18 protein-coding genes are annotated in these 24,956 nt (G+C 73.7%); 13 read left to right on the top strand and 5 right to left on the bottom strand.

Annotated elements, in window-relative coordinates; translation table 11 throughout:
* Nucleotides 1–141: 141 nt before the first annotated feature.
* Nucleotides 142–1,608: an SWIM zinc finger family protein gene (locus P2424_RS26490; protein WP_276478219.1), complete on the bottom strand. Its 1,467-nt coding sequence runs from the start codon at nt 1,606–1,608 to the stop codon at nt 142–144.
* 267 nt (nt 1,609–1,875) lie between these two features.
* Here P2424_RS26490 and P2424_RS26485 point away from each other — a divergent pair, with 267 nt between their 5' ends.
* The 5 genes from P2424_RS26485 to sucD all read left to right on the top strand — a co-directional run bounded on the left by P2424_RS26485 (nt 1,876) and on the right by sucD (nt 8,911).
* Nucleotides 1,876–2,946: an AAA family ATPase gene (locus tag P2424_RS26485; protein ID WP_276479143.1), complete on the top strand. Its 1,071-nt coding sequence runs from the start codon at nt 1,876–1,878 to the stop codon at nt 2,944–2,946.
* Nucleotides 2,943–5,390 carry a DUF5682 family protein gene (locus P2424_RS26480; protein WP_276478218.1) on the top strand — a complete coding sequence of 816 codons (2,448 nt, stop codon included), beginning with the start codon at nt 2,943–2,945 and terminating at the stop codon, nt 5,388–5,390. The genes P2424_RS26485 and P2424_RS26480 overlap by 4 nt, the downstream gene beginning before the upstream one ends.
* Nucleotides 5,387–6,592 carry a VWA domain-containing protein gene (locus tag P2424_RS26475; protein WP_276478217.1) on the top strand — a complete coding sequence of 402 codons (1,206 nt, stop codon included), beginning with the start codon at nt 5,387–5,389 and terminating at the stop codon, nt 6,590–6,592. The genes P2424_RS26480 and P2424_RS26475 overlap by 4 nt, the downstream gene beginning before the upstream one ends.
* 226 nt (nt 6,593–6,818) lie before the next feature.
* Nucleotides 6,819–7,991 (top strand): ADP-forming succinate--CoA ligase subunit beta, encoded by a 1,173-nt coding sequence (gene sucC / locus P2424_RS26470; protein WP_276478216.1) that lies wholly within the window; start codon nt 6,819–6,821, stop codon nt 7,989–7,991.
* 35 nt (nt 7,992–8,026) lie between these two features.
* On the top strand, nt 8,027–8,911 hold the full coding sequence (sucD, locus tag P2424_RS26465; protein WP_276478215.1) for a succinate--CoA ligase subunit alpha: 885 nt from the start codon (nt 8,027–8,029) through the stop codon (nt 8,909–8,911).
* A 127-nt stretch (nt 8,912–9,038) separates the two neighbouring features.
* On the opposite strand, the gene P2424_RS26460 is transcribed toward sucD, so the two are convergent.
* On the bottom strand, nt 9,039–10,040 hold the full coding sequence (locus P2424_RS26460) for a sigma factor-like helix-turn-helix DNA-binding protein (protein WP_276478214.1): 1,002 nt from the start codon (nt 10,038–10,040) through the stop codon (nt 9,039–9,041).
* Nucleotides 10,041–10,866: 826 nt separating this feature from the next.
* On the opposite strand from P2424_RS26460, the gene P2424_RS26455 reads away from it, so the two are divergent.
* Entirely contained in the window at nt 10,867–12,642 is a 1,776-nt protein-coding gene (locus P2424_RS26455; RefSeq protein WP_276478213.1) for a DUF6350 family protein, read from the top strand.
* Between the two features lie 77 nt (nt 12,643–12,719).
* Here P2424_RS26455 and P2424_RS26450 read toward each other — a convergent pair whose 3' ends face one another.
* On the bottom strand, nt 12,720–13,790 hold the full coding sequence (locus tag P2424_RS26450) for a hypothetical protein (protein WP_276478212.1): 1,071 nt from the start codon (nt 13,788–13,790) through the stop codon (nt 12,720–12,722).
* A 248-nt stretch (nt 13,791–14,038) separates the two neighbouring features.
* Here P2424_RS26450 and purN point away from each other — a divergent pair, with 248 nt between their 5' ends.
* The 3 genes from purN (at nt 14,039) to P2424_RS26435 (ending at nt 18,193) form a co-directional block, all read left to right on the top strand.
* Complete coding sequence (gene purN / locus P2424_RS26445) at nt 14,039–14,701, top strand: phosphoribosylglycinamide formyltransferase (protein WP_276478211.1); 663 nt, start codon at nt 14,039–14,041, stop codon at nt 14,699–14,701.
* Nucleotides 14,694–16,325 carry a bifunctional phosphoribosylaminoimidazolecarboxamide formyltransferase/IMP cyclohydrolase gene (gene purH / locus P2424_RS26440; protein WP_276478210.1) on the top strand — a complete coding sequence of 544 codons (1,632 nt, stop codon included), beginning with the start codon at nt 14,694–14,696 and terminating at the stop codon, nt 16,323–16,325. The genes purN and purH overlap by 8 nt, the downstream gene beginning before the upstream one ends.
* Nucleotides 16,326–16,513: 188 nt before the next feature.
* On the top strand, nt 16,514–18,193 hold the full coding sequence (locus tag P2424_RS26435) for an IS1182 family transposase (protein ID WP_276474614.1): 1,680 nt from the start codon (nt 16,514–16,516) through the stop codon (nt 18,191–18,193).
* Between the two features lie 91 nt (nt 18,194–18,284).
* On the opposite strand, the gene P2424_RS26430 is transcribed toward P2424_RS26435, so the two are convergent.
* Nucleotides 18,285–18,962 carry a hypothetical protein gene (locus P2424_RS26430; protein ID WP_276478209.1) on the bottom strand — a complete coding sequence of 226 codons (678 nt, stop codon included), beginning with the start codon at nt 18,960–18,962 and terminating at the stop codon, nt 18,285–18,287.
* 206 nt (nt 18,963–19,168) lie between these two features.
* The gene (locus P2424_RS26425; RefSeq protein ID WP_276478208.1) at nt 19,169–20,092 is read right to left on the bottom strand and encodes a hypothetical protein; all 924 of its coding nucleotides are present in this window, start codon (nt 20,090–20,092) and stop codon (nt 19,169–19,171) included.
* 309 nt (nt 20,093–20,401) lie between these two features.
* Between P2424_RS26425 and P2424_RS26420 the strand changes: the two genes are divergently transcribed.
* From P2424_RS26420 to P2424_RS26405, 4 genes are all read left to right on the top strand, one after another.
* Nucleotides 20,402–21,256, top strand: a complete 855-nt coding sequence (locus P2424_RS26420) for a bifunctional methylenetetrahydrofolate dehydrogenase/methenyltetrahydrofolate cyclohydrolase (RefSeq protein ID WP_276478207.1) — start codon at nt 20,402–20,404, stop codon at nt 21,254–21,256.
* 221 nt (nt 21,257–21,477) lie between these two features.
* The gene (locus tag P2424_RS31050; protein ID WP_346660132.1) at nt 21,478–21,891 is read left to right on the top strand and encodes a DUF3017 domain-containing protein; all 414 of its coding nucleotides are present in this window, start codon (nt 21,478–21,480) and stop codon (nt 21,889–21,891) included.
* A 325-nt stretch (nt 21,892–22,216) separates the two neighbouring features.
* Entirely contained in the window at nt 22,217–23,761 is a 1,545-nt protein-coding gene (locus tag P2424_RS26410) for an XRE family transcriptional regulator (protein ID WP_276478206.1), read from the top strand.
* Between the two features lie 112 nt (nt 23,762–23,873).
* Nucleotides 23,874–24,872 (top strand): malate dehydrogenase, encoded by a 999-nt coding sequence (locus P2424_RS26405; RefSeq protein WP_019354825.1) that lies wholly within the window; start codon nt 23,874–23,876, stop codon nt 24,870–24,872.
* Nucleotides 24,873–24,956 lie beyond the last annotated feature (84 nt).

The raw sequence follows: 24,956 nt of genomic DNA, 5'->3' as shown, positions 1-24,956 counted from the left end.
GCGGTCCTGCTCCGCTCTCACCGGGCGGCCCCGCTCCGTCCCGGCGGGGTGCGCCCTGGTCCACCCCGACCGCGCGGTTCCGCTCCGCCCCGGTGGGGACGGTTCCCGCGTCGTCCCGGCCGATGTCCGGCTCCCCCTCCGTCACAGCGGAACGGCCCGGCCCTCGTGCCAGGCCGTGTGCGGGGCGAAGCCGCGGTGGCCGCACTCGCCGAAGACCGTGACCGGACCCTCCGCGGAGAGTGCGAGCAGTCTCCACAGGGCCGCCGCACCGGTGCCCGGCGCCACCGGCAGCGCGGACTCCTCGTCCATCGCCGCAAGTTGCCAACCGGCGGCGCCCTGACCGGCACGGCCGCTCTGGCCCGACCCCGCCGTGCCGTCCGCCGTTTCGGTGGCGGAGGGCGGCACCGGCAGCACACCCTCCAGCACACACGGCCGGCTCTCCGCCCACGGATCCTCCCGGAGTGTCCCCGCGTAGTCCTCCAGCGCCTCCCGGACGCCGGCGCCGGGGGGCTGGAAGCCCGGCAACGGCGCGCCGTACCGCTGACCGAGAGCGGCCCGCAGCGAACCGGAGCCCGGGTAGTAGGCCAGTTCCGCGTCCAACACCGAGCCCACCGGCAGCGCCAGCTCCGGAGCGCGGCCGCCCGCGCCGTAGGAGAGCAACAGGGCATGCCGTTCCACCGTCCGGCCGTACAGCCACACGCGGCGGACCGTCAGGCGGCCCTCTTCGGCGTCCCGCTGGGCCAGGACCAGCCACTCGTCCCGGACCCGCGCCTGCTTCTCCGCCAGCAGGTCGGCAGCCTCCAGGGTCAGACCCACCCGGGTGCGGACGGTGTCGGCCAGCGGCGCGGGCAGCTCCGCAGCCCGCCGCCAGCCGCCGACCAGCAGATGGAGCAGCGCACACTCGGCCAGCAGCCGACCCGGCCACCCCTCGCCGGAACCGGGTATCGCACCCAGTTCGCGTATCCGGGCCGCCAGGCCCGGAGCCTGGGCGTCGACCATGCGGGCCGCCATCTCCTCCCACGGCGCGTACCCCCGCTGCTCCGCGCCCGCCAGTCCGCCGCGCAGCAGGTCTGCCAGCCGCTGCTCCAGCTCCTGGGCACCGGCCGTGATCCGCTCGGCGCGCTGTGCCGCACGGCGGTGCGCGGCCTCCGCCCGCGCCTCGTCGTCCGCGCCCTGCCCGGTGCCTGCCGCCGGTTCGGCCTCCGCCCCGTCCGGCGCACCGGCCGGAGCACGTCCCGCCTTCCGCTCCGCACGTCGCCTGCGGTCGCCGAGCCAGCCGTCGGCCCACTCCGGTGGCCCGCCCCCCTCCGCGACCGTCGTCTCGCCGCCCGCCCACAGCAGGAGCAGACCGAGCGCGTGCTTGCACGGGAACTTCCTGCTGGGGCAGGAGCACCGGTATCCGGGCCCCTGGCCGCCGTCGAGATCCACCACCGTCTGGTACGGCTTGCTTCCACTGCCCTTGCACTGCCCCCAGACCGCGCCGTCGCCCCACCCGGCCTCCGTCCACGGCCCGGGTGGGGCGAGTTTGTTCCCCGCGCGACGTGACGCATCGTCAGGCGCCAGCGCCATTACCTGCTCCGCCGTCCAGCGGACCGCCTGTCCACCCATGCCGAAGACGGTAGGCGGCGCCACTGACAACCCCCCGTCGACCAGGCGGAAGTGCAGGTCAGAGCGATTGTCAGTGCCGGGGTGCAGAGTGGTTCACGGATCGGCCGAGGCGCTGCGGCGCGGGGGTTCCCTTCCTTGGCCATCCCCTTGTCTTTTTCCAGAACCGGTCTGCTCCGAGGGGGAATTGTGACCGAGAGCCTTGTCACGGATCCGGCTGCCGAGTCCGCGGGAGAGCCGGCCTCCGGCCCGGCCGCTCCCGCCGCAGCGCTGCGGCCGCACGCCGAGACGGCCTTCGCCGAGGAGCTGGCGGCCCTCGCCGCGGCCGACGACCGCCCGCGGCCCGCCCGCTGGCGGCTGTCCCCGTGGGCCGTGGCCACCTATCTGCTCGGCGGCGAGCTCCCCGGCGGCACCGTCATCACCCCCAAGTACATCGGCCCGCGCCGCATCGTGGAGGTCGCGGTCAGCACCCTGGCCACGGACCGCGCACTGCTCCTGCTCGGCGTGCCCGGCACGGCCAAGACGTGGGTGTCGGAGCATCTGGCGGCGGCCGTCAGCGGCGACTCGACGCTGCTGGTCCAGGGCACGGCGGGCACCGCGGAGGAGGCGATCCGCTACGGGTGGAACTACGCGCAACTGCTCGCCCAGGGGCCCAGCGGCGAGGCTCTGGTGCCGAGTCCGGTGATGCGCGCCATGGCCGAGGGCATGACGGCACGGGTCGAGGAGCTGACCCGGATCCCCGCCGATGTGCAGGACACGCTGATCACCGTGCTCTCGGAGAAGACCCTGCCCATTCCCGAACTGGGCGAAGAGGTGCAGGCGGTCGGCGGGTTCAATCTGATCGCGACGGCCAACGACCGGGACCGTGGCGTCAACGAGTTGTCCAGCGCGCTGCGCCGCCGCTTCAACACCGTGGTGCTGCCGCTGCCGGAGACCGCCGAGGCGGAGGTGGACATCGTGGCGCGCCGGGTGGGCCAGCTCGGCCGCTCCCTCGACCTGCCGCCCGCGCCCGAGGGGTTCGACGAGATCCGCCGGGTGGTCACCGTCTTCCGCGAGCTGCGCGAGGGAGTCACCGGTGACGGCCGTACGAAGCTCAAGTCCCCCTCCGGGACGCTCTCCACGGCCGAGGCCATCTCGGTCGTGACGGGCGGGCTCGCGCTGGCGGCGCACTTCGGGGACGGAGTGCTGCGCGCGGGGGACGTGGCCGCCGGCATCCTCGGTGCCGTGGTCCGCGACCCGTCCGCCGACCAGGTGGTGTGGCAGGAGTACCTCGAGGCCGTCGTCCGCGAGCGGGACGGCTGGAAGGACTTCTACCGGGCCTGCCGAGAGGTGTCCGCATGACGGCTGTCGCAGAAGGCGCGGCAGGTCCGCTGCTGCTGGGGGTCCGGCACCACGGCCCCGGTTCGGCCCGGGCGGTCGGTGCCGTGCTGGAGGCGTACGAGCCGGGCGTCGTCCTGATCGAGGGCCCTCCCGAGGCCGACGCGGTGGCCGCAGCGGCGGGGGACGACGGCATGGTCCCGCCGGTGGCACTGCTGGCCCATGCCGTGGACGAGCCGGGCCGGGCCGCCTTCTGGCCGCTGGCGGAGTTCTCACCGGAATGGGTGGCGATCCGCTGGGCCGTGCGGCGCGGGGCCCCGGTCCGCTTCATCGACCTGCCCGCCGCCCACACGCTCGCCCTGAGCGAGGGCGAGCAGGAGACGGTCCCCGGCGGCACCGACGGGGGTGGTGCCGCCGGGGACACCGACACCGATGAAGCACCCGAGGGCGGGAGCGGCGTCCGGCTCGACCCGCTGGCGGCGCTCGCCGAGGCGGCCGGGTACGACGACCCGGAGCGCTGGTGGGAGGACGCCGTCGAGCACCGGCGCGGCGCGGCTCCCGGCGCCGACCCGTACGAGCCGTTCGCGGCGCTCGGCGAGGCGATGGCCGAACTGCGGGCGGTGCACGGCGCGGGCGGCCACCAGCGGGACCTCCTTCGGGAGGCGCACATGCGGCTGCGGCTGCGCGAGGCCCGAAAGGAGTTCGGGGACGCGGCCACCGCCGTGGTCTGCGGCGCCTGGCACGTACCGGCGCTCACCGAGGCCGTCACGGTCACCGCGGACCGGCGCGCCCTGAAGGGACTGCCCAAGGTGAAGGCCGAGGTCACCTGGGTGCCCTGGACGCACCGGCGGCTGGCCCGCCGGTCCGGATACGGCGCGGGCATCGCCTCGCCCGGGTGGTATCGCCACCTCTTCACCGCGCCGGACCGGCCGGTGGAGCGCTGGATGACCGAAGTGGCCGGGCTGTTGCGGGAGCAGGACCACCAGGTCTCCTCGGCGCACCTCATCGAGGCCGTACGGCTCGCCGGGACGTTGGCCACGCTGCGCGGACGCCCGCTGGCCGGGCTGACGGAGACGACGGACGCGGTGCGGTCCGTGCTGTGCGAGGGCTCCGACGTGCCGCTGGAGCTGATCCGGGACCGGCTCGCGGTCGGTGACGTGCTGGGAGAGGTGCCCGAGGGAGGTCCGGCCGTCCCCCTCCAACGCGACCTCGCCCGCTGCCGGCGCGCGGTGCGGCTCAAGCCGTCCGCCGCCGCGCGCGACCTCGACCTGGATCTGCGCAAGGAGACCGACGCGGCACGCAGCCGGCTGCTGCACCGGCTCCGGCTGCTGGGCATCGACTGGGGCGAGCCCGTCCGCTCCCGGAGCGGCAGTACCGGCACCTTCCGGGAGAGCTGGCGGCTGTGCTGGGAGCCGGAGCTGTCCGTGCGGGTGGCCGAGGCGGGGATCTGGGGCACGACCGTGCGCGAGGCGGCCACCGCCAAGGCACGGTCCCGGGCCGTCGAACCCGGCACCGCGCTGGCCGAGGTCACCGCGCTGGCCGAACTGTGCCTGCTGGCCCGGCTTCCGGACGCGCTTCCGGTGGTGATGCGGGTGCTGGCCGACCGGGCCGCGCTGGAGTCCGACGTCGGCCACCTGGCGCGGGCCCTTCCGGCGCTGGTGCGCACGCTGCGCTACGGCGATGTGCGGGGCACCGACGCGGGAGCGCTGGCAGAGGTCGCCGAGGGGATGGCCGAGCGTGTCCGGGTCGGCCTGCCGCCCGCCTGCGCGGGGCTGGACAGCGAGGGCGCCCGCGAGATGCGCGGCCATCTCGATGCCGCGCACCAGGCGGTGAACCTGCTCGCCCGCGACCGACCGGCCGGCGACGGCGCGGCGGCGGCGCCGGAGACCGAGGGCGGGGCGACCGGGAACCTGCTGGACCGGTGGCGGGCGGTGCTGCGCACCCTCGCAGGCCGGGACCGGGTGCCCGGCCTGCTGCGGGGCCGCTGTGCGCGGCTGCTGCTGGACGACGGCCAGTTGGCGGACGCCGAGGCGGAACGGCTGGTGAGTCTGGCGCTGTCACCGGGGACGCCTCCGGCGGAGGCCGCGGCGTGGATCGAGGGGTTCCTCGCGGGCGGCGGGATGCTGCTGGTCCACGACGAACGGCTGCTGGCACTCGTGGACCGCTGGCTGACGGGCGTTCCGGCGGACGCGTTCACGGATGTGCTGCCGCTGCTGCGGCGGACGTTCGCCGAGTACGAGGCGGGAGTACGGCGCACGCTCGGCGAACTGGTGCGCCGCGGTCCCGCGGGAGAGGGCCGCCGGGGGAGCGACGAGCGCGAGGGGTTGCCCGGATTCGGTGCCGGGCTGGAGGCGGGGCGGGCCGAGTCCGTGCTGGAGACGGTGCGGCTGCTGCTCGGCACCGAATCCGCCGGGGACGGCGGCGGCGCGGCGGACGGGAGTCACGAGCGGGAGGGGGCGCGGGTATGACGGTCTGCGAAGAGGCAGCGGAGTGCGGCGGGGAGCGGCTCACCGGGGGCGCGCCGGACGAGCGGCTGCGGCGCTGGCGGCTGGTGCTGGGAGGTGGCGCGGCGGACGGCACCGGCTGCGCGCTGGGCGCCACCGACAGCGGGATGGACGGGGCCCTGGAGGCGGTCTACGGCGGAGCGGGCGGCAGCGGTCCGGCCGGCGGCGGCAGCGGTGCCGGGACCTCGGGCGGGCTCGGTGCCTCAGCTCCGCGGATCTCGCGCTGGCTGGGCGATATCCGCACCTACTTCCCCAGCTCCGTCGTGCAGGTGATGCAGCGCGACGCGATCGACCGGCTCGGGCTGTCCGCGCTGCTGCTGGAGCCGGAGATGCTGGAGGCGATCGAACCGGACGTGCATTTGGTGGGCACCCTGCTGTCGTTGAACAAGGCGATGCCGGAGACCAGCCGGGAGACGGCGCGCGCGGTCGTGCGCAAGGTGGTCGCGGAGCTGGAGAAGCGGCTCGCCGCCCGCACCCGCTCGACCCTCACCGGTGCGCTCGACCGCTCCGCGAAGATCAACCGCCCCCGGCACCGGGACATCGACTGGAACCGCACCATCCGCGCCAACCTGAAGAACTATCTGCCCGAGTACGGGACGGTCGTCCCCGAGCGGCTGGTCGGGTACGGGCGGGCGGCGCAGTCCGTCAAGAAGGACGTCATCCTCTGCATCGACCAGTCCGGTTCGATGGCGTCCTCCGTCGTCTACGCCTCCGTGTTCGGCGCGGTGTTGGCGTCGATGCGGACGCTCGACACCCGGCTCGTCGTCTTCGACACCAGCGTGGTGGATCTGACCGAAGCTCTCGACGACCCGGTCGACGTGCTCTTCGGCACCCAGTTGGGCGGGGGCACCGACATCAACCGGGCGCTGGCCTACTGCCAGTCCCGGATCAGCCGCCCCGCGGAGACGGTCGTCGTACTGATCAGTGATCTGTACGAGGGAGGGATACGGCAGGAGATGCTCAAACGGGTCGCCGCGATGCAGGCGTCCGGTGTTCGGTTCGTCACCCTCCTCGCCCTCTCCGACGAGGGCGCGCCCTCCTATGACCGGGACCATGCGGCCGCGCTCGCGGAGATGGGCGCGCCCGCCTTCGCCTGTACGCCGGACCACTTCCCGGAGGTGATGGCGGCGGCGATCGAGAAGCGTCCGCTGCCGGTGCCGGAGTAGCCCGGCCCGGTGGTGCGGGCCCGGCGGCGGTCGGTGCCCCGCACACCTTCCTGGTGTGCGCTGTGACCGTTGTCACCGCGTATGTGTGAGGTGCGATTTAGGCACCGCACGCACGCAGGGCTAACCTGCAAGGCGGACATGCCGCGCGACCCGTGGACGCCGCGGCCCTGCGGCACGCCCACGCTGACATCGACCGCGAGACCACTGATTAAGGGGACGGACGCGCGTGGACCTGTTCGAGTACCAGGCGAGGGACCTCTTCGCCAAGCATGACGTACCGGTGCTGGCCGGTGAAGTCATCGAGACATCCGAGGCGGCGCGCGAGGTGACCGAGCGGCTCGGCGGCCGGGCGGTCGTCAAGGCGCAGGTCAAGACCGGCGGCCGCGGCAAGGCCGGCGGCGTCAAGCTGGCCTCCGACCCGGCGGACGCGGTCGAGAAGGCCGGCCAGATCCTGGGCATGGACATCAAGGGCCACACGGTCCACAAGGTGATGCTCGCCCAGACCGCGGACATCCAGGAGGAGTACTACGTCTCCTTCCTGCTCGACCGCACCAACCGCACCTTCCTGGCCATGGCCTCCGTCGAGGGCGGCGTGGAGATCGAGGAGGTCGCGGCCACCAAGCCGGAGGCGCTGGCCAAGATCCCGGTGGACGCCATCGAGGGTGTGACCGAGGCCAAGGCCCGCGAGATCGCCGAGGCCGCGAAGTTCCCGGCCGAGCTGGTCGACCAGATCAGCAACGTGCTGGTCAAGCTGTGGGACGTCTTCGTCAAGGAGGACGCTCTCCTGGTCGAGGTCAACCCGCTGGTCAAGACCGCCGAGGGCAAGGTCATCGCGCTGGACGGCAAGGTGTCGCTGGACGCCAACGCCGACTTCCGTCAGCCCGAGCACGAGGCTCTGGAGGACAAGGCGGCGGCCAACCCGCTGGAGGCGGCGGCCAAGGCCAAGAACCTCAACTACGTCAAGCTCGACGGCCAGGTCGGGATCATCGGCAACGGCGCGGGGCTGGTCATGTCCACCCTCGACGTCGTCGCCTACGCGGGCGAGGCGCACAGCAACGTCAAGCCCGCCAACTTCCTGGACATCGGCGGCGGCGCCTCCGCCGAGGTGATGGCCAACGGCCTGGAGATCATCCTCGGTGACCCGGACGTCAAGTCCGTCTTCGTGAACGTCTTCGGTGGCATCACCGCCTGCGACGCCGTCGCCAACGGCATCGTGCAGGCACTGGAGCTGCTCAAGTCCAAGGGCGAGGACGTCAGCAAGCCGCTCGTCGTCCGCCTCGACGGCAACAACGCCGAGCTGGGTCGCAAGATCCTGACCGACGCAGCGCACCCGCTCGTGCAGCAGGTGGACACCATGGACGGCGCGGCCGACAAGGCCGCCGAGCTGGCCGCCAAGTAAGCCCGGACGAGACCGAACGAGGACACCGACACACCATGGCTATCTTCCTCACCAAGGAGAGCAAGGTCATCGTCCAGGGGATGACCGGCTCGGAGGGCCAGAAGCACACCAAGCGGATGCTGGCCTCCGGCACCAACATCGTCGGCGGTGTGAACCCCCGCAAGGCGGGCACCACCGTTGACTTCGACGGCACCGAGGTGCCCGTCTTCGGCGGCGTCAAGGAGGCCATGGAGGCCACCGGCGCCGACGTCACCGTGATCTTCGTCCCGCCGAAGTTCAGCAAGGACGCCGTCATCGAGGCCGTCGACGCGGGCATCGGCCTCGCCGTCGTGATCACCGAGGGCATCGCCGTCCACGACACCGCCTACTTCTGGGACTACGCGGCCCAGAAGGGCAACACGACGCGGATCGTCGGCCCGAACTGCCCCGGTCTGATCACCCCCGGCCAGTCGAACGCGGGCATCATCCCGTCCGACATCACCAAGCCGGGGCGCATCGGCCTGGTCTCGAAGTCCGGCACGCTGACGTACCAGATGATGTACGAGCTGCGCGACATCGGCTTCTCGACCTGCGTGGGCATCGGCGGTGACCCGGTCATCGGCACCACCCACATCGACGCCCTCAAGGCGTTCGAGGCCGACCCGGACACCGACCTGATCGTGATGATCGGCGAGATCGGCGGCGACGCCGAGGAGCGTGCGGCCGACTTCATCAAGGAGAACGTGACCAAGCCGGTCGTCGGCTACGTCGCGGGCTTCACCGCGCCGGAAGGCAAGACCATGGGCCACGCGGGCGCCATCGTCTCCGGCTCCTCCGGCACCGCGCAGGCGAAGAAGGAGGCCCTGGAGGCCGCGGGCGTGAAGGTCGGCAAGACCCCGTCCGAGACCGCGCGGCTCGCGCGGGAGCGCCTCAGCGCCTGACACCTGGGCGCGTCCTGACGCCTGGGCGTGCCCGGCTTCAGCCGCTCGACGGGCCCGCACCCTCCGGGGCGCGGGCCCGTCGGTGTGTCCGGCCCCGTCCGTCCCGGACGGAGGGTTCGCGCCCCGGCTACGGGAAGTCGTGCAGATGCCCCCGGGTGTTGGTGGAACGGAGCTGTGGGAGATACGCCTGCCCGGTTCCTGCGGCCGGTGCCCGGACCGAGGAGCCCGCGCTGTTCCGCTCACTCGTGGGAGCGGAATGCGCGTTCGTCCCCCTCCCACCCCCCGGCCCCAGCCCCGTACCCGACCCCGTCCCAGCCCCCGTTTCCGGCCCGCCGGGGAGCGTCGCCGGTGCGAACGTCCCCCGCGGCACCCGCTCCCGCTCCGGCGCCGGGGCGCTGTCCCCGCTCTGGGTCGTCAGCAGGGTGAACGCGGTCGCCGCGGCCACCGCCGCCGTCAGGCCGACCGAAGCGCGTGTCCACAGCCGCGTCGTCCGCGAGCTGCCGCCCCGCACCAGTTGGGCGGGGACCGGGCGTACCGGCTGCGCTGCGGCCAGCTCGCGCAGGCTACGGGCCAGCACGGCACCCCGCTGCCGACGCGGCTTCCGCGCCAGCGGCGGCCAGCTCTCCTCCAGCGCCGCCCGCCCGTGCGCGATCCGCCCGGCCGCCGCCTCGGTGCTGCACTCCGCCTCGGCGGCCGTCTCGGCCAGGGTCAGCCCCAGCCCGTAATGCAGCAGCAGCGCGGCCCGATAGCTGCGCGGCAGCTCCAGGAACGACTCCAGCACCGCGCTGTCGCCCGACGAACCCCGGCACACCTCGGGTCTGCGATGTCTCGGATGAAACCGATGCCAGGGCGAGAGCGCGTACTCGTACACCGTCGCCCGTACCGTCCGGGTCGGATCGCCCCCTGCCAGCACCTTCGGCCAGTGCTGCCACGCCTGGTGGAACGCCCAGCGCACGGCCCGTTCCGCCACCCGGCGGTGTCCGCACAGCAGAAGAGCCTGCCGGGTGAGCGCCCGCGCCTGCCACCGGTACAGCTCGTCGAACGCGGCGACCGGATCGTCCGGCAGTACCGTCGGCCGCCGGGCCGACCGGACGAAGTCCTCCACCGGGCCGGGTACGTCCGCCGGCACCTCGACCCGCGGCTCCGGCTCGCTCCGCGGCGCCGGCGCCGGAACCCGCGGCGAGCCGGTCTGCGGCCGTGCTTCGCTCCGCGGGGTCGGGGTGAGGGGTTCCCCTTCGTCCCCGCCCTGCGGCTGCGGCTGCGGCTGCGGCTGCGCCTGCGCCTGCGCTTGTGCCTGTGCCTGTGCCTGCGCCTGCGCTTGTGCCTGTGCCTGCGCCCTCTCTGCCCGTGTCTCCGGCTGCTTCTGCTCGGACGGCGCCTGCTCGGTTGCGGACCAGGAGCCGGGTTCCGGGCCGGGTTCGGGCCCGGGTGCGGGTGCGGGTTCGCCCGCGGGGTCGGGTGCGGGGTCGGATGCGGGCCGGGCCTGTGTCGTCTCCGGGGCCGGCGCGTCGGCTGCCGGGGCCCGGGCGGCCGTCTTCGGGGCCCGTGCCGGTTCCGAGGACGGCGAGGTCTCGACCGCACCGGGCTCCGTGTCGGGAAGCCGCTTCTCCAGGCGCGCCGGGGCGGAAGCCGCCGCCCGGCCCTCGGGGGAGCGCTTCCCCTTCTTCCGGTTCCTCGTCCCGTGCGCCGTCTTCTCCGCGCGCTTCTTCCCGTCCCTCGCCGGCCTCTTCCCCGCCCCCGCTTCTGCCTGAGTCCTCGTTCGCGCTTTCGCCGGAGTCCGCGCGGGCGGAGTCACTCCGGGTGAGGGCGTATCGGGAGATTCCGCGGGACGGGGCCGGGCCGGGTTCCGGTCGTCGTCGGGGGAGGAAGAGAGAGGCATACCGCATAGCTTGTGCGACACAGCGACAAAATGCCTGCTACTGGGGCAAAACGGGTGTTCTTGGCAGCATGGCGCTGTGAGCCCTCTGACGCACCGCGGTCCGTCGCTCTCCTCGGGCCGCCGCCGCCCCCGTCTCCTGCCCCTCACCAGCGGATGGTTGCTGGGCGGTGCGGTGGCCGCCGGGCTCGGGCTCGGCCTGTCCGCCGTCGTCGTCCTGCTGCTGTGGACCGTCTCGCCGTATCCCGTCGGAGGAGCGGACGACGCCCTGCGCACGGCGGCGGACCTGTGGCTGCTGGCGCACGGCGCGGAGCTCGTGCGGCGGGAAGCACCGACCGGCCCAGCGGTACCCGTGGGAGTGACACCCCTGCTGCTGACGGCGGTACCCGTGTCGCTGCTGTGGCGCGCCACGCGGGAGGCGCTGGACGCCCGGCCGACCGCGGACGAGGACTACGGGCCACCGGAGGTGGCGGTGTGGGTGTCGGGCGGCTATCTCCTGGTCACCGCCGCCGTACTGGCCTCCGCCTCCGGCGGTCCGCTCGAGGCGGAACCCGTCAGCGCGGCCTGTCACCTGCCGCTGTTCGCCCTGCTGGTGACGGGGCTGTGCGCGGTCCGCTGCCTGCCTCCCCAGGCGCCCGCAAGGAGCTGGGCCCCTCTTCTCGCGCGGCTGCCGGATCCGGCCCGCGGCTGGGTGCGCGGCAGCCTCCGCGCAGTCACCCGGGAGCGGGCGACCGTGGCCGTACAGGCCGCCGGTACGGCCACCGTGGTGCTGTGCGCCGGCGGCGCCGCGCTGCTGGCCGCTGTCCTGGTCTGGAACGCCCGCGCGGTGTTCGGCGCGTTCCCGCAGCTCGCCGGAAGCGCGTCCGGGCACCTCGGGCTGCTGCTGCTCACGGTCGCGCTGCTGCCCAACGCGGCGCTGTGGGCGGCGGCCTACGTCCTGGGCCCCGGATTCACGCTGGGCGCCGGTAGCGTCGCGGGCCCGCTCGCCACGACGGCGGCCCCGCCGCTCCCTCCGTTTCCGCTGCTGGCCGCCGTACCGGAAGAGGGTGCCGGCAGCGTGACGCAGTGGTGTCTGACGGGTCTGGTGCCCCTGCTGGGGGGTCTGCTGTGCGGCTGGTGGATCGGGCGTTCCGAGGTGGCTGTCGGACCCGGGCCCGGCCGAGCGCCGCGGGGTGCCCCGGGCTGGCGGGCCACCGTCGTGACCGTCCTGCTCGCCGGGGTGCTCTGCGGGGCCGCCGTGGCGCTGCTCACCGCGAGTGCGAGCGGCCCCCTCGGCAACGGGACGCTGGCCCATGTGGGTCCTCATTGGTGGCAGGCCGGAGGCGCGGCTTGCGCCTGGATGGCCGGTGTCGGACTGCCCACCGCGCTGGGGGTCGGCTGGTGGACGCGGTACCGCGCGCGCCGGGCGGCTGCTGCCGCGGCGCGGGCCGTGCGGGCCGCCGTGCTCGCCGCCCGCGGCCACGGTCCGGACCCCGCATGGCACACCGACGAGGTGCGCCGCGCACGCTGGTCCGTGATGAAGTCCGCCTCCGGCGGTCTGATGCCCGACTTCGCGCCCGACGACTCCGACGGACACCGCGGCCCCGAACGGTCCGGGGCGGGCGAGGCCGAGCCGGGGTGGCTGAGCACCCCGCTGTCCGCACCGCCCACCGGCTCCGGAGCCGGGCCCGCCCCCGTACCGGCGGAAGCCCGTGAGCATCCGCTCCCCGTCCCGATGCCGGTGCCCGGCCGCGACACCCCGGCCCGCGACGACACCCCGGCCCACGGCGATGCTCCGGACCCTGCCGGTGTCTCGCCCCCGGCAGAAGCCCCGGCCCGCCCGGACGAGCCGGTTCAGACGGCCTCCGCGAAGTGATCCACCGGGGATCGGGGTCCGCCCGTCCGCATGGTGGTGCTGCCGGGGGCTGCCCGGCGCCGTGGTGTCGGCCGGGGTCAGCGGTCCTCCAGGAACGGCCGCAGCTCCTCGGGCAGGTGCCGGGTGCATTCGTCCCGGGAGGACTGGGTGAGCGCGTCGTTCTGACAGGTGTAGAAGTCGCTGTACACGAACTGGAACGCGAAAGTGGCGCCGACGATCACCAGTGTCAGACTCGCGGTGACCAGGCCGCTGATGGCCGCTGTCCGCTTGGCCTTGTCCGCCTGGGCGGGCGTGACGGCCAGCGGAACCCGAGGCTTGCCGTCGGCGCCGGCGCCCTCCTGCTCCGCGCCGCGCGCCGTGCCGGCCACGTCCTCCGCGGTGGCCGCGGGGCCCTTGCGCCCGCCCCTGCCGCCCCTGCCGGTCTTGTCGCTCTTCGTGGCCTTTGCGGTCTTCGCGGCGGACTTGCCGCCCGGCTTCGTCGCGGAAGCGGGCAGTTTGCCGCGCAGCGCGTTGCTGCCCCAGTAGAGGGAGAGCGCGCCGAGCAGCAGCGCGACCTGCGGCACGCTCAGCAGCGCGAAGAAGAGGCCCCAGATTCCGGCGTGCAGGGAGTAGCGGGCGTGGCGCTGCAGGGGGTCGGTGGGGTCCCAGCGCATCCCGCGGGTGCCGCCGGGGCCGTCCGGGCCGCCGGGACCGCCCGGTCCGGAAGACCGCTGGTCGCCGTTGTCGCGGCCGTCCCCGCTGCCGCTGCCCGCCCTGCCGGGGCCGCCGCCGAATCCGCCGCTCTGCCGCCCCGGCTGCCGGGCGCTCCACTGGCTGCCCCAACTCGACGACTGCTGCTCGCCGTCCGAGCCCCCGGCGTTCTCGCGGTCCCCGCCCGGCGAGCCGCCGTCGCCCGAGCCTTCCGTCGAGCCGCCCTTCGTCGAGCCGTCCGCCGGGCTGTCGGTGCCGGATCCCCGGCCGGACGGTCCCGAGGGCGCCGAACCCGTCCCGCCGGACCCGCCGGCCCCCGGCGACTCACCGGTGCCGCGCTCGCGCGGCACCCGCGGTTCCCACGGCCGGTCCGGCTGCCCCTCCGGCGGCGGCGCGAAGGGGTTGTCCTCGCGGGAGGTGCTGTCGGATGCGGCCGCACGGCGGCGTCGGTCGGTCATCTGGTGTGTGTCTTCCTCATCGCTTCCGCGTCGCTTCCACGGCCCTGCGGCCCCTGAGCCCCCGCGGGAACCCAAGGAGACCGTGTCCCTGACGCTACCTTCCGCATGCGCCCCCGTCCCGTGGGGGCCGTTCCGAGTGCCGGTATCGTTGCCGACGGTCGGACGCTTCGTAGAGTTCCCCGGAATCCTCGGGTCCACGTACTTGTACGACCGCACAATTCCGTCTCCCCGCGAGAGAGAGCCCTGTCGTGGACGCGCAGTCCTTCCGTCCCGTCGCCCCTGTGCGCCTCGTCGTCCTGGTGTCCGGTTCCGGCACGAACCTCCAGGCGCTGCTCGACGCCGCGGCCGACCCCGCGGTCGGCACCCCGTACGAGATCGTCGCCGTCGGGGCCGACCGGAGCGGGATCGAGGGGCTGGCGCGGGCCGAGCGGGCCGGGATCCCCACCTTCGTGTGCCGGGTCAAGGACTTCGCCGACCGCGCCGAGTGGGATGCCGCCCTCACCGAGGCGACCGAGGCGCACGCACCGGACCTGGTGGTCTCGGCGGGCTTCATGAAGGTGGTCGGCAGCCGGTTCCTGGCGCGGTTCGGCGGACGGGTCCTCAACACGCACCCCGCGCTGCTCCCCAGTTTTCCCGGTGCCCACGGCGTACGCGACGCGCTCGCGTACGGCGCGAAGGTGACCGGATGCACCGTCCACTTCGTCGACGACGGCGTCGACACCGGTCCGGTCATCGCGCAGCGCGCGGTCGAGATCCGGGACGAGGACCACACCGACGAGGGTGCCGCCCTGCACGAGCGGATCAAGGAAGTCGAGCGACGGCTGCTCGTCGAGGTGGTGGGGCGCATCGCCCGCCACGGCTACACCCTCGAGGGGCCGAACATGAGAAGGGTACGACTGGGTCATGAGTGAGAATGTCGCGCTGGGCGCCAAGCGGCCGATCCGCCGCGCGCTGGTCAGTGTGTACGACAAGACGGGGCTGGAGGAGCTGGCGCGGGGGCTGCACGCCGCCGGTGTGCAGCTCGTCTCGACCGGTTCGACGGCGAAGCGGATCGCGGACGCCGGGGTTCCGGTCACCCCCGTCGAGGAGCTGACCGGCTTCCCCGAGTGCCTGGACGGGCGGGTCAAGACGCTGCACCCGCGCGTGCACGCGGGCATCCTCGCCGACCAGCGGCTGGAGGCGCACCGCGAGCAGTTGGGCGAGCTGGGCGTCGAGCCGTTCGAGCTGGTGGTCGTCAACCTCTACCCGTTCGCGGACACCGTCGCCTCGGGCGCCTCCGACGACGCCTGCGTGGAGCAGATCGACATCGGCGGGCCCTCGATGGTCCGCGCCGCGGCCAAGAACCACCCGTCCGTGGCGGTCGTCGTCAATCCGGACCGCTACGGCGAGGTCCTCGCCGCTGTCGAAGGGGGCGGCTTCGACCTGGCGGCACGGAAGCGGCTGGCGGGCGAGGCGTTCCAGCACACCGCGGCCTACGACGTCGCGGTGGCCGGCTGGTTCTCCGGCTACGCCGACGCCGCCGAGTCCGCCGACGCCGCCGAGTCCGGTGCCGCGACCGGGACGGCGGGCGAGGGCGCCCGGAAGCACGACCCGTTCCCGTCCTTCCACGGCGTCACCTACCAGCGCAAGAACGTGCTGCGGTACGGCGAGAACCCGCACCAGCCCGCCGCGCTCTACACCTCGGGCGACGGCGGACTGGCCGAGGCGGAGCAGCTGCACGGCAAGGAGATGTCGTACAACAACTACGTCGACACCGACGCCGCGCGCCGCGCCGCCTACGACCACGCCGAGCCGTGTGTCGCCGTCATCAAGCACACCAACCCCTGCGGCATCGCGGTGGGCGCGGAGGTCGCCGAGGCGCACCGCAAGGCACACGCCTGCGACCCGCTCTCCGCGTACGGCGGCGTGATCGCCGTGAACCGGCCGGTGTCACGGGAGATGGCCGAGCAGGTCGCGGAGATCTTCACCGAGGTCGTCGTCGCCCCCGACTACGAGGACGGGGCTCTCGAGGCACTCTCCCGCAAGAAGAACATCCGCGTGCTGCGCTGCCCGGAGGCACCGGCCGCACCGGTCGAGTTCCGTCCCGTCGACGGCGGCGTCCTCGCGCAGGCCAAGGATGTCTTCCAGGCGGCGGGCGACGATCCGGCGCACTGGACCCTGGCCGCGGGCGAGGCGCTCGGCGCCGACGAAATGGCCGAGCTCGCCTTCGCCTGGCGGGCCTGCCGGGCGGTGAAGTCGAACGCGATCCTGCTCGCCGAGGACCGCGCCACTGTGGGTGTCGGAATGGGCCAGGTCAACCGCGTCGACTCGGCCCGACTCGCCGTCCAGCGCGCCGGTGCGGAGCGGGCGCGCGGCGCTTACGCGGCCTCGGACGCGTTCTTCCCCTTCCCCGACGGGCTGGAGGTGCTGACCGCGGCGGGCGTGCGCGCCGTCGTCCAGCCCGGCGGCTCGGTCCGTGACGAGCAGGTGGTCGAGGCCGCGGCCAAGGCGGGCGTGACCATGTACCTCACCGGGACGCGGCACTTCTTCCACTGAGCGCCGCCCCGGACCTCGGCGTCCGGGCCGGCACACCAGGATCCGGGACACGAGGATTCGGCACGTGAAAGGGGGCGGGCCCCGCACCGCGGGATGCTGTTGGTAAATCCGGGGCCTGTACGTGACGTCGGCCTTCAAGACCCGGTTGTGGTCTTGAAGGCCGACGTTGTCGTATGGGGTGGGTGCGGATGTCGATGCAGCCGAAGGGGTCTGGGGAGATCCCGGCGGAGACGGTGCGGGTGGCGCGGGCCGCGTTTCCGAAGGGGAGCCTGGCGATCCGGCTGCGGGACGGACTGGGGCCGTTGTTCACGGATGAGGAGTTCGCGGATCTCTTCCCCGCCCGGGGGCGTCATGCCTGGTCACCGGCCGGACTGGCGCTGGTGTCAGTGTTGCAGTTCGTGGAGGGGCTGACCGACCGGCAGGCCGCGGAGGCGGTGCGGGCGCGGATCGATGTCAAGTACGCGCTCGGCCTGGAACTGGATGATCCGGGCTTCAACTTCTCGGTTCTGTCGGAGTTCAGGGACCGGCTCGCCCAGGCGGACGGCGGACGCCGGGTGCTGGACGGCATCCTGACAGCAGCCCGCGAGAAGGGGCTGGTCAAGAAGGCGGGCCGGGCCCGCACGGACTCCACGCACGTGTTGTCGGCGGCGCGTGACCTGTGCTGGCTGGAGATGGTGGCGGAGACGCTGCGGTCGGCGCTGAACGCGCTGGCGCAGACGGCCCCGGACTGGCTGGCCGGTGTCGCCGAGCCCGACTGGTTCAGGCACTACGCGACGAGGGCCGAGGACAGCCGGTTCCCCACCAGCCGGGCGAAGCGGGACGAGGTCGGGCTACGGATCGGCCTGGACGGAACACGCCTGCTGGCAGCCGTCTTCGCGCCCGGCGCCCCCGACGGTCTCCGCGCCCTCGCCGAGGTGGAGACGCTGCGGCAGATGTGGGTCCAGCACTTCCACCAGGTGGAAGGTGAGGTGAGGCGGCGGGACCCAAAAGACCGCCCGCCGGGCGCGTTGCGCCCGGTCACCCCCTATGACACCGACGCGCGCACCAGCATCAAACGCGATACGGCGTGGGACGGCTACAAGGTCCACCTCACCGAGACCTGCGAACCGGACACCCCGAACCTGATCACGAACGTCGCCACGACGGTGGCCACCGTCTCCGACCGGTCGATGGCCGAGACGATCCACACCCAGCTCACCGCACGGGACTGCACGCCCGGCGAGCACTGGGTAGATGCCGGCTATCCCACCGGTGCCACCCTGATCAGCGCCCGGGACGAGCACGGCATCGCCCTGCACGGGCCGCTCCAGGCCGATAACAGCGCCCAGTCCAGCACGGACAGTGGCTTCGGCCAGGACGCCTTCATCATCGACTGGGGCAGCAAGCAGGCCACCTGCCCCGGCGGCAAGACCAGCATCAACTGGAGCGAACGGCTCTCCCAGACAGGACAGCCCGTGCTGCGGGTCCGGTTCTCCGTGCTTGACTGCCGTCCCTGTCCGGTGCGGCGGGAGTGCATCAACTCGCCCTCCGGCAAGAGCCGTGAGCTGCGACTACGCCATCACGACGAACACCACGCGCTTCAGACGGCCAGAGCCGAGCAGAAGAGCGACGAATGGAAGGAACGCTACAAGGTCCGGGCGGGGGTCGAGGGCACCATCGCCCAGGGCGTTCAGCGCTGCGGCCTGCGCAGATCCCGCTACCGCGGTCTGACGAAGACCAGCCTCCAGCACCAGCTCACCGGCGCCGCGATCAACCTCGCCCGCGTCGACGCCCACCTCACCGGCACCCCACGAGCACGCACCCGCACCAGTCATTTCGCACGACTTCGCCCCGCCGACCAGACGATCGACGGGGCGAAGAAGGCGTAGGCCCCGGATTTACCAACAGCATCCCGCGGTGCGGGGCCCGCCCCCTTTCACGCCTGCGGACGCCGCCGGACCGCGGCCTCCGGTCGTCGGCTCAGTACTGCGGCCGGTTGAACCACTGGCTCGCCGGGCCCAGGCAGCAGAAGACCAGCGTCACGACCGCGGTGGCCAGCCACAGGATGTACCAGAAGAAGATGCTCGCCGCGTCCTCGCCACCCACGGCGCTGCCCAGCGCGCCGAAGCAACCCAGCAGCGGCAGCAGGGCGTTGACCGACGCGGCGATGATCGCGGTGACGCGGGTCCCGACCCGGCCCTTCCCGAACATCGAGGCGGGCACGATGTGCAGCGCCGCGAGCCCGCCGAAGATCAGGAGCCCGATGAACGCGACGCCCAGCGCCGCACCGCCTGCGGCGTCCACTCCGGGGAGGTCGTTGACGGCGTCGTTGGCCACCAGCCCGAGGAAGAAGACGATCACGGCCAGCAGCGCCCACATCGAGCCCGCCACGAACAACAGCACACGCGCCGTGACGACCTGGCCGGGCATGCTGACGGTCGGCTGCATGCCCGCGCCGGGACCCCCGCCCGGGTACGGCGGCACCCCGCCGGGGTAGCCGTAGCCGGGCTGGCTGTAGCCGGGCTGGCTGTACCCGGGCTGGCCATAGCCGGGCTGGCCGGCGCCCTGCCCCGGGTATCCGTAGGGAGCGCCCTGGCCGCCCTGCTGGGGCGTCGTATAGGGATTGGGCTGCTGGCCGGGTGGCGGGGGGTAGCTCACGGGCTGGTTCCTCCGACGGTGTCGAGGAGCGGATGGGGCCGAGTAATTCCGGAGAATCACGGCCTGCCCTCAGCAATGTCGCTGCCCCCCGGTACGGCGCCGCACCGTCGGCCCTCCCTGCACTGCCCGACGCCGTGCACCAATGTTGCTGGTCCGACTGTCCGACTGTCCAGCCGACTTCTCCGGCTGTGACGAAGTCGCAGCGCTCAGTACGCCCCGGCGCTGCTCTCCCAGCCCGCACCCGCGTGGGCCAACCCGTTGTCCAGCACCGCCAGATGCGCTTCCTGTACGAGGTCGAACCGGAGCGCGAACCGCACCAGCGCCCCGCGGACGCTCTCCGCGCCGTCCGGTGCGCGCAGTCGCAGCTTCAGCCGCAGGTAGTCGATGTTCCAGGCGACGGCCGCGGGGGAGACGTCCGGCCACACCGGGCGCAGCCGCTCCGTCAGTTCCACGACGTCCGGCACCGGGGCAGCGGCGTCCCCGCGCAGGCTCGCCTCGCACAGCGCCGCCAGGACGAGGAAGTAGTGGCAGGTGTGGTCCAACGGGTAGGGCCGCGGGAAGGGGTCGAAGCTCCAGCCCTGCGTCCGGTCCTCGGCCGCGCCTCCGGTGACGCCCTCGGCCGGGAGTCCGGTCCCGTCCTCGCGCCGGTTCCCCTCCCCCTGCGTCCCGCCCGCGTGCGCCCTCTCGGGAAGGAGCGCGGCGGCGCGCTTCGCCCGGGACCGTGAGCCGCCGACGAGGGAGTCGGCGGACGCCAGGTAGTCGTGGCGTGGCGCCAGCACATCGAATCCGCAGCCGGCCCCCGATTCGCCCGCGCACAGGCGAACGCGGGCGAACTCGAAGGGGACCGGGGCGTCCGCGCGGCCGGGTGCGACCCTGATGTGCTCCCCCGCGCCCTCGGGGTTCTCGACGAGGTAGGTCTGATCGCTGCTGAAGTTGGTGAGTATCCAGAAGGCGCCGGTGGCGGTGATCTCGCCGGCCGCGCACGCGACGGCGGGGTGGGAGAGGGCCAGGCCGCTGCCGGTGGGTGCCGTACGCCCGAAGCGCAGCGTGTGGCCCGGCTCCAGCCGGTGCTGCGCCTCGAGTCCCCGGCACCCGTCCGGGACGATGATCACGCTGAACACGTCCCGCACGCTACTGACCCTCAGTACGCGTTCGCAACGGAGCGTAGGGGGAGCAGAGAGGCACATGAACCGACCTTTGCCGTCCCGTTGCCAACGGGACGCCGCGCGGGTGACACGGGATCGCACCGCGCGCGGCGGGGGAGCGCACGGCGGCACCGCGCGCCCGACCCACGTGCCCCGGTATGCACCCGGCCTCCGGGCCCTGAGCTCCGCGCGCGGCGCTCCGCACGCGGTCCGGCGCCCCCGCCGGACACCACAGGGCGGGATCGGCGGTACCTGAGTGGAGACCAGCGGCCCGGATCCGCGAGGATGGGGCGCATGACCGCCCAGATTCTCGATGGCAAGGCCACCGCCGCCGCGATCAAGTCCGACCTGACCACCCGCGTCGAGGCGCTCAAGGCGAAGGGCGTCACGCCCGGCCTGGGCACGCTGCTCGTCGGTGAGGACGTCGGTTCCCAGAAGTACGTCGCGGGCAAGCACCGCGACAGCCGGCAGATCGGCATCAACTCCATCCAGCGGCAGCTGCCCGCGACGGCGACCCAGGAGGAGATCGAGGCGGTCGTCCGCGAGTTGAACGAGGACCCGACCTGCACCGGCTACATCGTCCAGCTCCCGCTGCCCAAGGGCATCGACGTCAACCGGGTGCTGGAGCTGATGGATCCGGCCAAGGACGCCGACGGCCTGCACCCGACCAACCTGGGCCGCCTGGTGCTCAACAAGCCCGCGCCGCTGCCCTGCACCCCGCAGGGCATGGTGGTGCTGCTGCGCCGCTACGGCGTCGAGCTGAACGGCGCCCACGTGGTGGTGGTCGGACGCGGGGTGACCGCGGGCCGCCCGCTGCCGCTGCTGCTGACCCGGCGGAGCGAGAACTCCACGGTGACGCAGTGCCACACCGGGACCCGCGATCTGCCGGAGCTGCTGCGCCAGGCGGACATCGTCGTCGCGGCGGCCGGAGTACCGCACCTGATCAAGCCGGAGGACATCCGGCCGGGCGCCGCCGTACTGGACGTGGGGGTCAGCCGGGACGAGAACGGCAAGATCGCGGGCGACGTGCACCCGGGGGTGGCCGAGGTCGCCGGCTGGATCTCGCCCAATCCGGGCGGCGTCGGCCCGATGACCCGGGCGCAACTGCTGGTGAACGTGGTGGAGGCGGCCGAGGCGGCGGCCGGCTGAGCGCGCTCGGGGAGAACGCCGTCATGGAAGAGGGCGACCGCCGCCCGGCCGACCGCGACCAGGGCTTGACCGGCGTCGACGCCGAGGGGGCCGGCGGCCGGACCGGTGCTGAAGAGGACGCGAGCGGCGGCCGGACCGGTGGCACGGGCAGTGGCGGGCACGACGAGGAGAACGACGACCGGAACGGCGCCGGGAACGGCGGACGGAAGGGAGACTCCGCGATGGCGGGGCAGGAGGCGGCTCCACCGAAGAAGGCGTCGCGGCGCTTCCCGGTGCTGACCCGGGACACCGCGCGTCCCGAGGGCGGAGGGCGCGCCATAGGAGGGCACCGCCCGGCGCCGTATCGGCAGTGGCCGCTGCTGGCCGTGTGCCTCGGGGTGCTGGCCGGACTGCTGGTGACGATCGCGGAGTTCCGCGCGGGCACGCTCGTCATCGGCCTGTCGCTGGTCGCCGGGGCGCTGCTGCGCTGGGGCAAGCCCTCGGTCGGCATGCTGGCGGTGCGCTCGCGCTTCACCGACATGATCACCTACGGCGTGCTGGGCCTCGCCATCGTGCTGCTGGCCCTGATGGCCCAGCCGCGCCCGTGGCTCTCGCTGCCGTTCCTGGACACCATCGTGCACTTCACCGTGCGCTGACGGGCGCTCCGTGGGGGCGCGGCGCCGCCGCGCCCCCACGCGCGGGCCCGCCCGCACCTCGTGGGGCGGACCGTCACGTCGTCGTCCCCGGTCCGCCGGTCTGCCGGCCCGACGCAGGTGGCTTCCGAGGCAGTCCGTACGGTGCCGGGAGCCCGCTCCCGCACGTGCCGTCGGACGGCACGGCCCACCCGGGGGCCGTGCGTGGACCGTTGGGGTCCGGAACGGCTGGCAGACTAGGGGGCGTTTGCGCGAACGAGCACCTGGGGCCGTGGCGCGACACGGGGGAAGGAATGCTGAGAGCGCACTCGCGGACAAGGGGGAGGCCATGCCTCGTTGGAGGTCGCTACCGGAGGATCTGGATCCGCAGATCCGTGAGTTCGCGAGCCAGTTGCGGCGGCTCGTCGACCGCAGCGGGTTGAGTGTCGCGACCGTCGCCGACCGGACCGGGTACAGCAAGTCGTCGTGGGAGCGCTATCTGAACGGCCGGCTGCTGCCGCCCCGTGGCGCCACGCAGGCCCTCGCGGAGGTGACCGGGACGGATGTGCGGCACCTCGGCACCATGTGGGAGCTCGCCGAACGCGCGTGGAGCCGGAGCGAGATGCGCCGCGACACCACGCTGGAGGCCATTCAGATCGCTCAGGCGCGGGCCGCGCTGGACGAGGCACCGGAGCAGGCGCGCGGGAAGGGGCGCAAGCGGCGCAAGGGCAGGGGCCCGGAGCAGGGTGCCGCGCCCGAGGACGGCATTCCCGCCCGGGAGGAGCCCGCAGCGGACGGCGGTACCCCCGCGGTGCCGCACCAGGCGACTCCGCAGCACCGGTCCGCCCCTCCGCACCGGTCCGCCCCGCAGCACCAGGGCGCCGGGCCCGACCGCGGCGTGCCCCCGCAGCGAGGCACACCGGACCAGGGCGCGGCGCCGGGCCGGGACGGTACCGGGGACGCTCCCGGCGGCCAGGACGTGGAGACGGCGGTCCTGCGCATGGACGCCATCCGTGCGGCGGGCGAGAAGGCGGGCACCGACCGGAGGGCCGCGGACCAGCCGGCCCCGGACAGCGCGAGCCAGGACAACGCGGCCGCGGACAAGACGAGCGCGGACAAGACGAGCGTGGACAAGACGAGCGCGGAGAAGGCGCGTGCGCGGGAGCGGCGCCACAGGTCCGACGCGACCGACTGGGGCACCCCCGCACCCGCGACCGGCGGGCGGCCCGCCGGCCCGGTCGGTGGCGGCCCGGGCGGCGGCCAGGCCACCGGTGGCGCGCCGGGCGGCACCGGAGTGCCGTCCGCCGCGGGCGGAGGCGCACCGGCCGCCGCACGGGGAGCCGGGGACGACCACGCTGCGCCGGGCGAGCGCGCCGCGAAACCGTCGGGCGGACGGCGCAGGATCACCGTGCTGCTCGCATCCCTGGTGGCCGTCCTCGTCGTCGCCGCGGGCGCCGTGCTCTTCTTCGACCCCGGCGAAGACGGCAAGGAGGAGGCCGCACCCCCGAAGCCCACCCCAAGCCGGAGTGCGCCCCAGCTTCCCGCCGGGGTGAAGTGCTCGGGAGAGGACTGCTCCGGCAAGGATCCGGAGGCGATGGGCTGCGGCGGCGAGCACGCCGCGACCAGCAGCTCGGCCTGGGTCGGCCGCAGCTTCGTCGAGGTCCGGCACAGCACGGTGTGCAAGGCGTCCTGGGCCCGGATCACCAGCGCGAAGTCCGGGGACGCGCTGCGGATCAGCGGCCCGGGCGGCCAGTCGGAGAGCGACGAGGTGACGGACACGAACGACGCCTACACCAGGATGGTCTCCGTCGGCACGCAGGACGAGGCGCGGGCCTGCGCGACGCTGGCGGCGGGCGGCAAGGGCTGCACGGTGCCGGGCAAGAAGGTGCGCTGAGCGGACCCGGGGGTACGCGGGGCGGGGGGTCGGATAGCCTGGCCGATGGGTCTCTTGACGTAGAGAGACTTCCGGCCACCCGCCAGCCACGTCAGGTACTACGGAGAACGCCATGACCCGCACTCCCGTCAGCCCCGTCACCGTCACCGTCACCGGCGCCGCAGGCCAGATCGGCTACGCGCTGCTGTTCCGGATCGCCTCCGGCCAGTTGCTGGGCCCCGACGTCCCCGTCAAGCTCCGCCTGCTGGAGATCACCCCCGCGCTGAAGGCGGCCGAGGGCACCGCCATGGAGCTGGACGACTGCGCCTTCCCGCTCCTCCAGGGCATCGACATCGCCGACGACCCGAACGTCGCCTTCGACGGTGCCAACGTGGCGCTGCTCGTCGGCGCCCGGCCCCGCACCAAGGGCATGGAGCGCGGCGACCTGCTGGAGGCCAACGGCGGCATCTTCAAGCCGCAGGGCAAGGCCATCAACGACCACGCGGCCGACGACATCAAGGTCCTGGTGGTCGGCAACCCGGCCAACACCAACGCGCTGATCGCCCGCTCGGCGGCGCCGGACGTACCGGCCGAGCGGTTCACCGCCATGACGCGCCTGGACCACAACCGCGCCCTCACCCAGCTCGCGAAGAAGACCGGCTCCACCGTCGCCGACATCAAGAAGCTGACGATCTGGGGCAACCACTCCGCCACCCAGTACCCGGACATCTTCCACGCGGAGATCGCCGGCAAGAACGCCGCGCAGCTCGTGGACGACGAGAAGTGGCTGGCCGACGAGTTCATCCCGACCGTCGCCAAGCGCGGCGCGGCCATCATCGAGGCCCGCGGCGCCTCCTCGGCCGCCTCCGCCGCGAACGCCGCCGTCGACCACGTGCACACCTGGGTCAACGGCACCCCCGAGGGCGACTGGACCTCCATGGGCATCCCCTCGGACGGCTCCTACGGCGTGCCCGAGGGCATCATCTCCTCCTTCCCGGTGACCACGAAGGACGGCGCCTACGAGATCGTCCAGGGCCTGGAGATCAACGAGTTCTCCCGCACCCGCATCGACGCCTCGGTCCAGGAGCTGACCGAGGAGCGGGACGCGGTCAGCGGTCTCGGCCTGGTCTGAGCCGACCGCGGCACCGTCGCCCGCGGGCCCGCACGGATCCGGCGATCCGTGCGGGCCCGCGGGCTTTTCCGCCACGCGATGTAC

This window comes from Streptomyces sp. WMMB303 (assembly GCF_029351045.1).
Lineage (GTDB): Bacteria > Actinomycetota > Actinomycetes > Streptomycetales > Streptomycetaceae > Streptomyces.
Note: the sequence above shows the minus strand (reverse complement) of the source record. Positions and strands in the feature narration are given on the sequence as shown.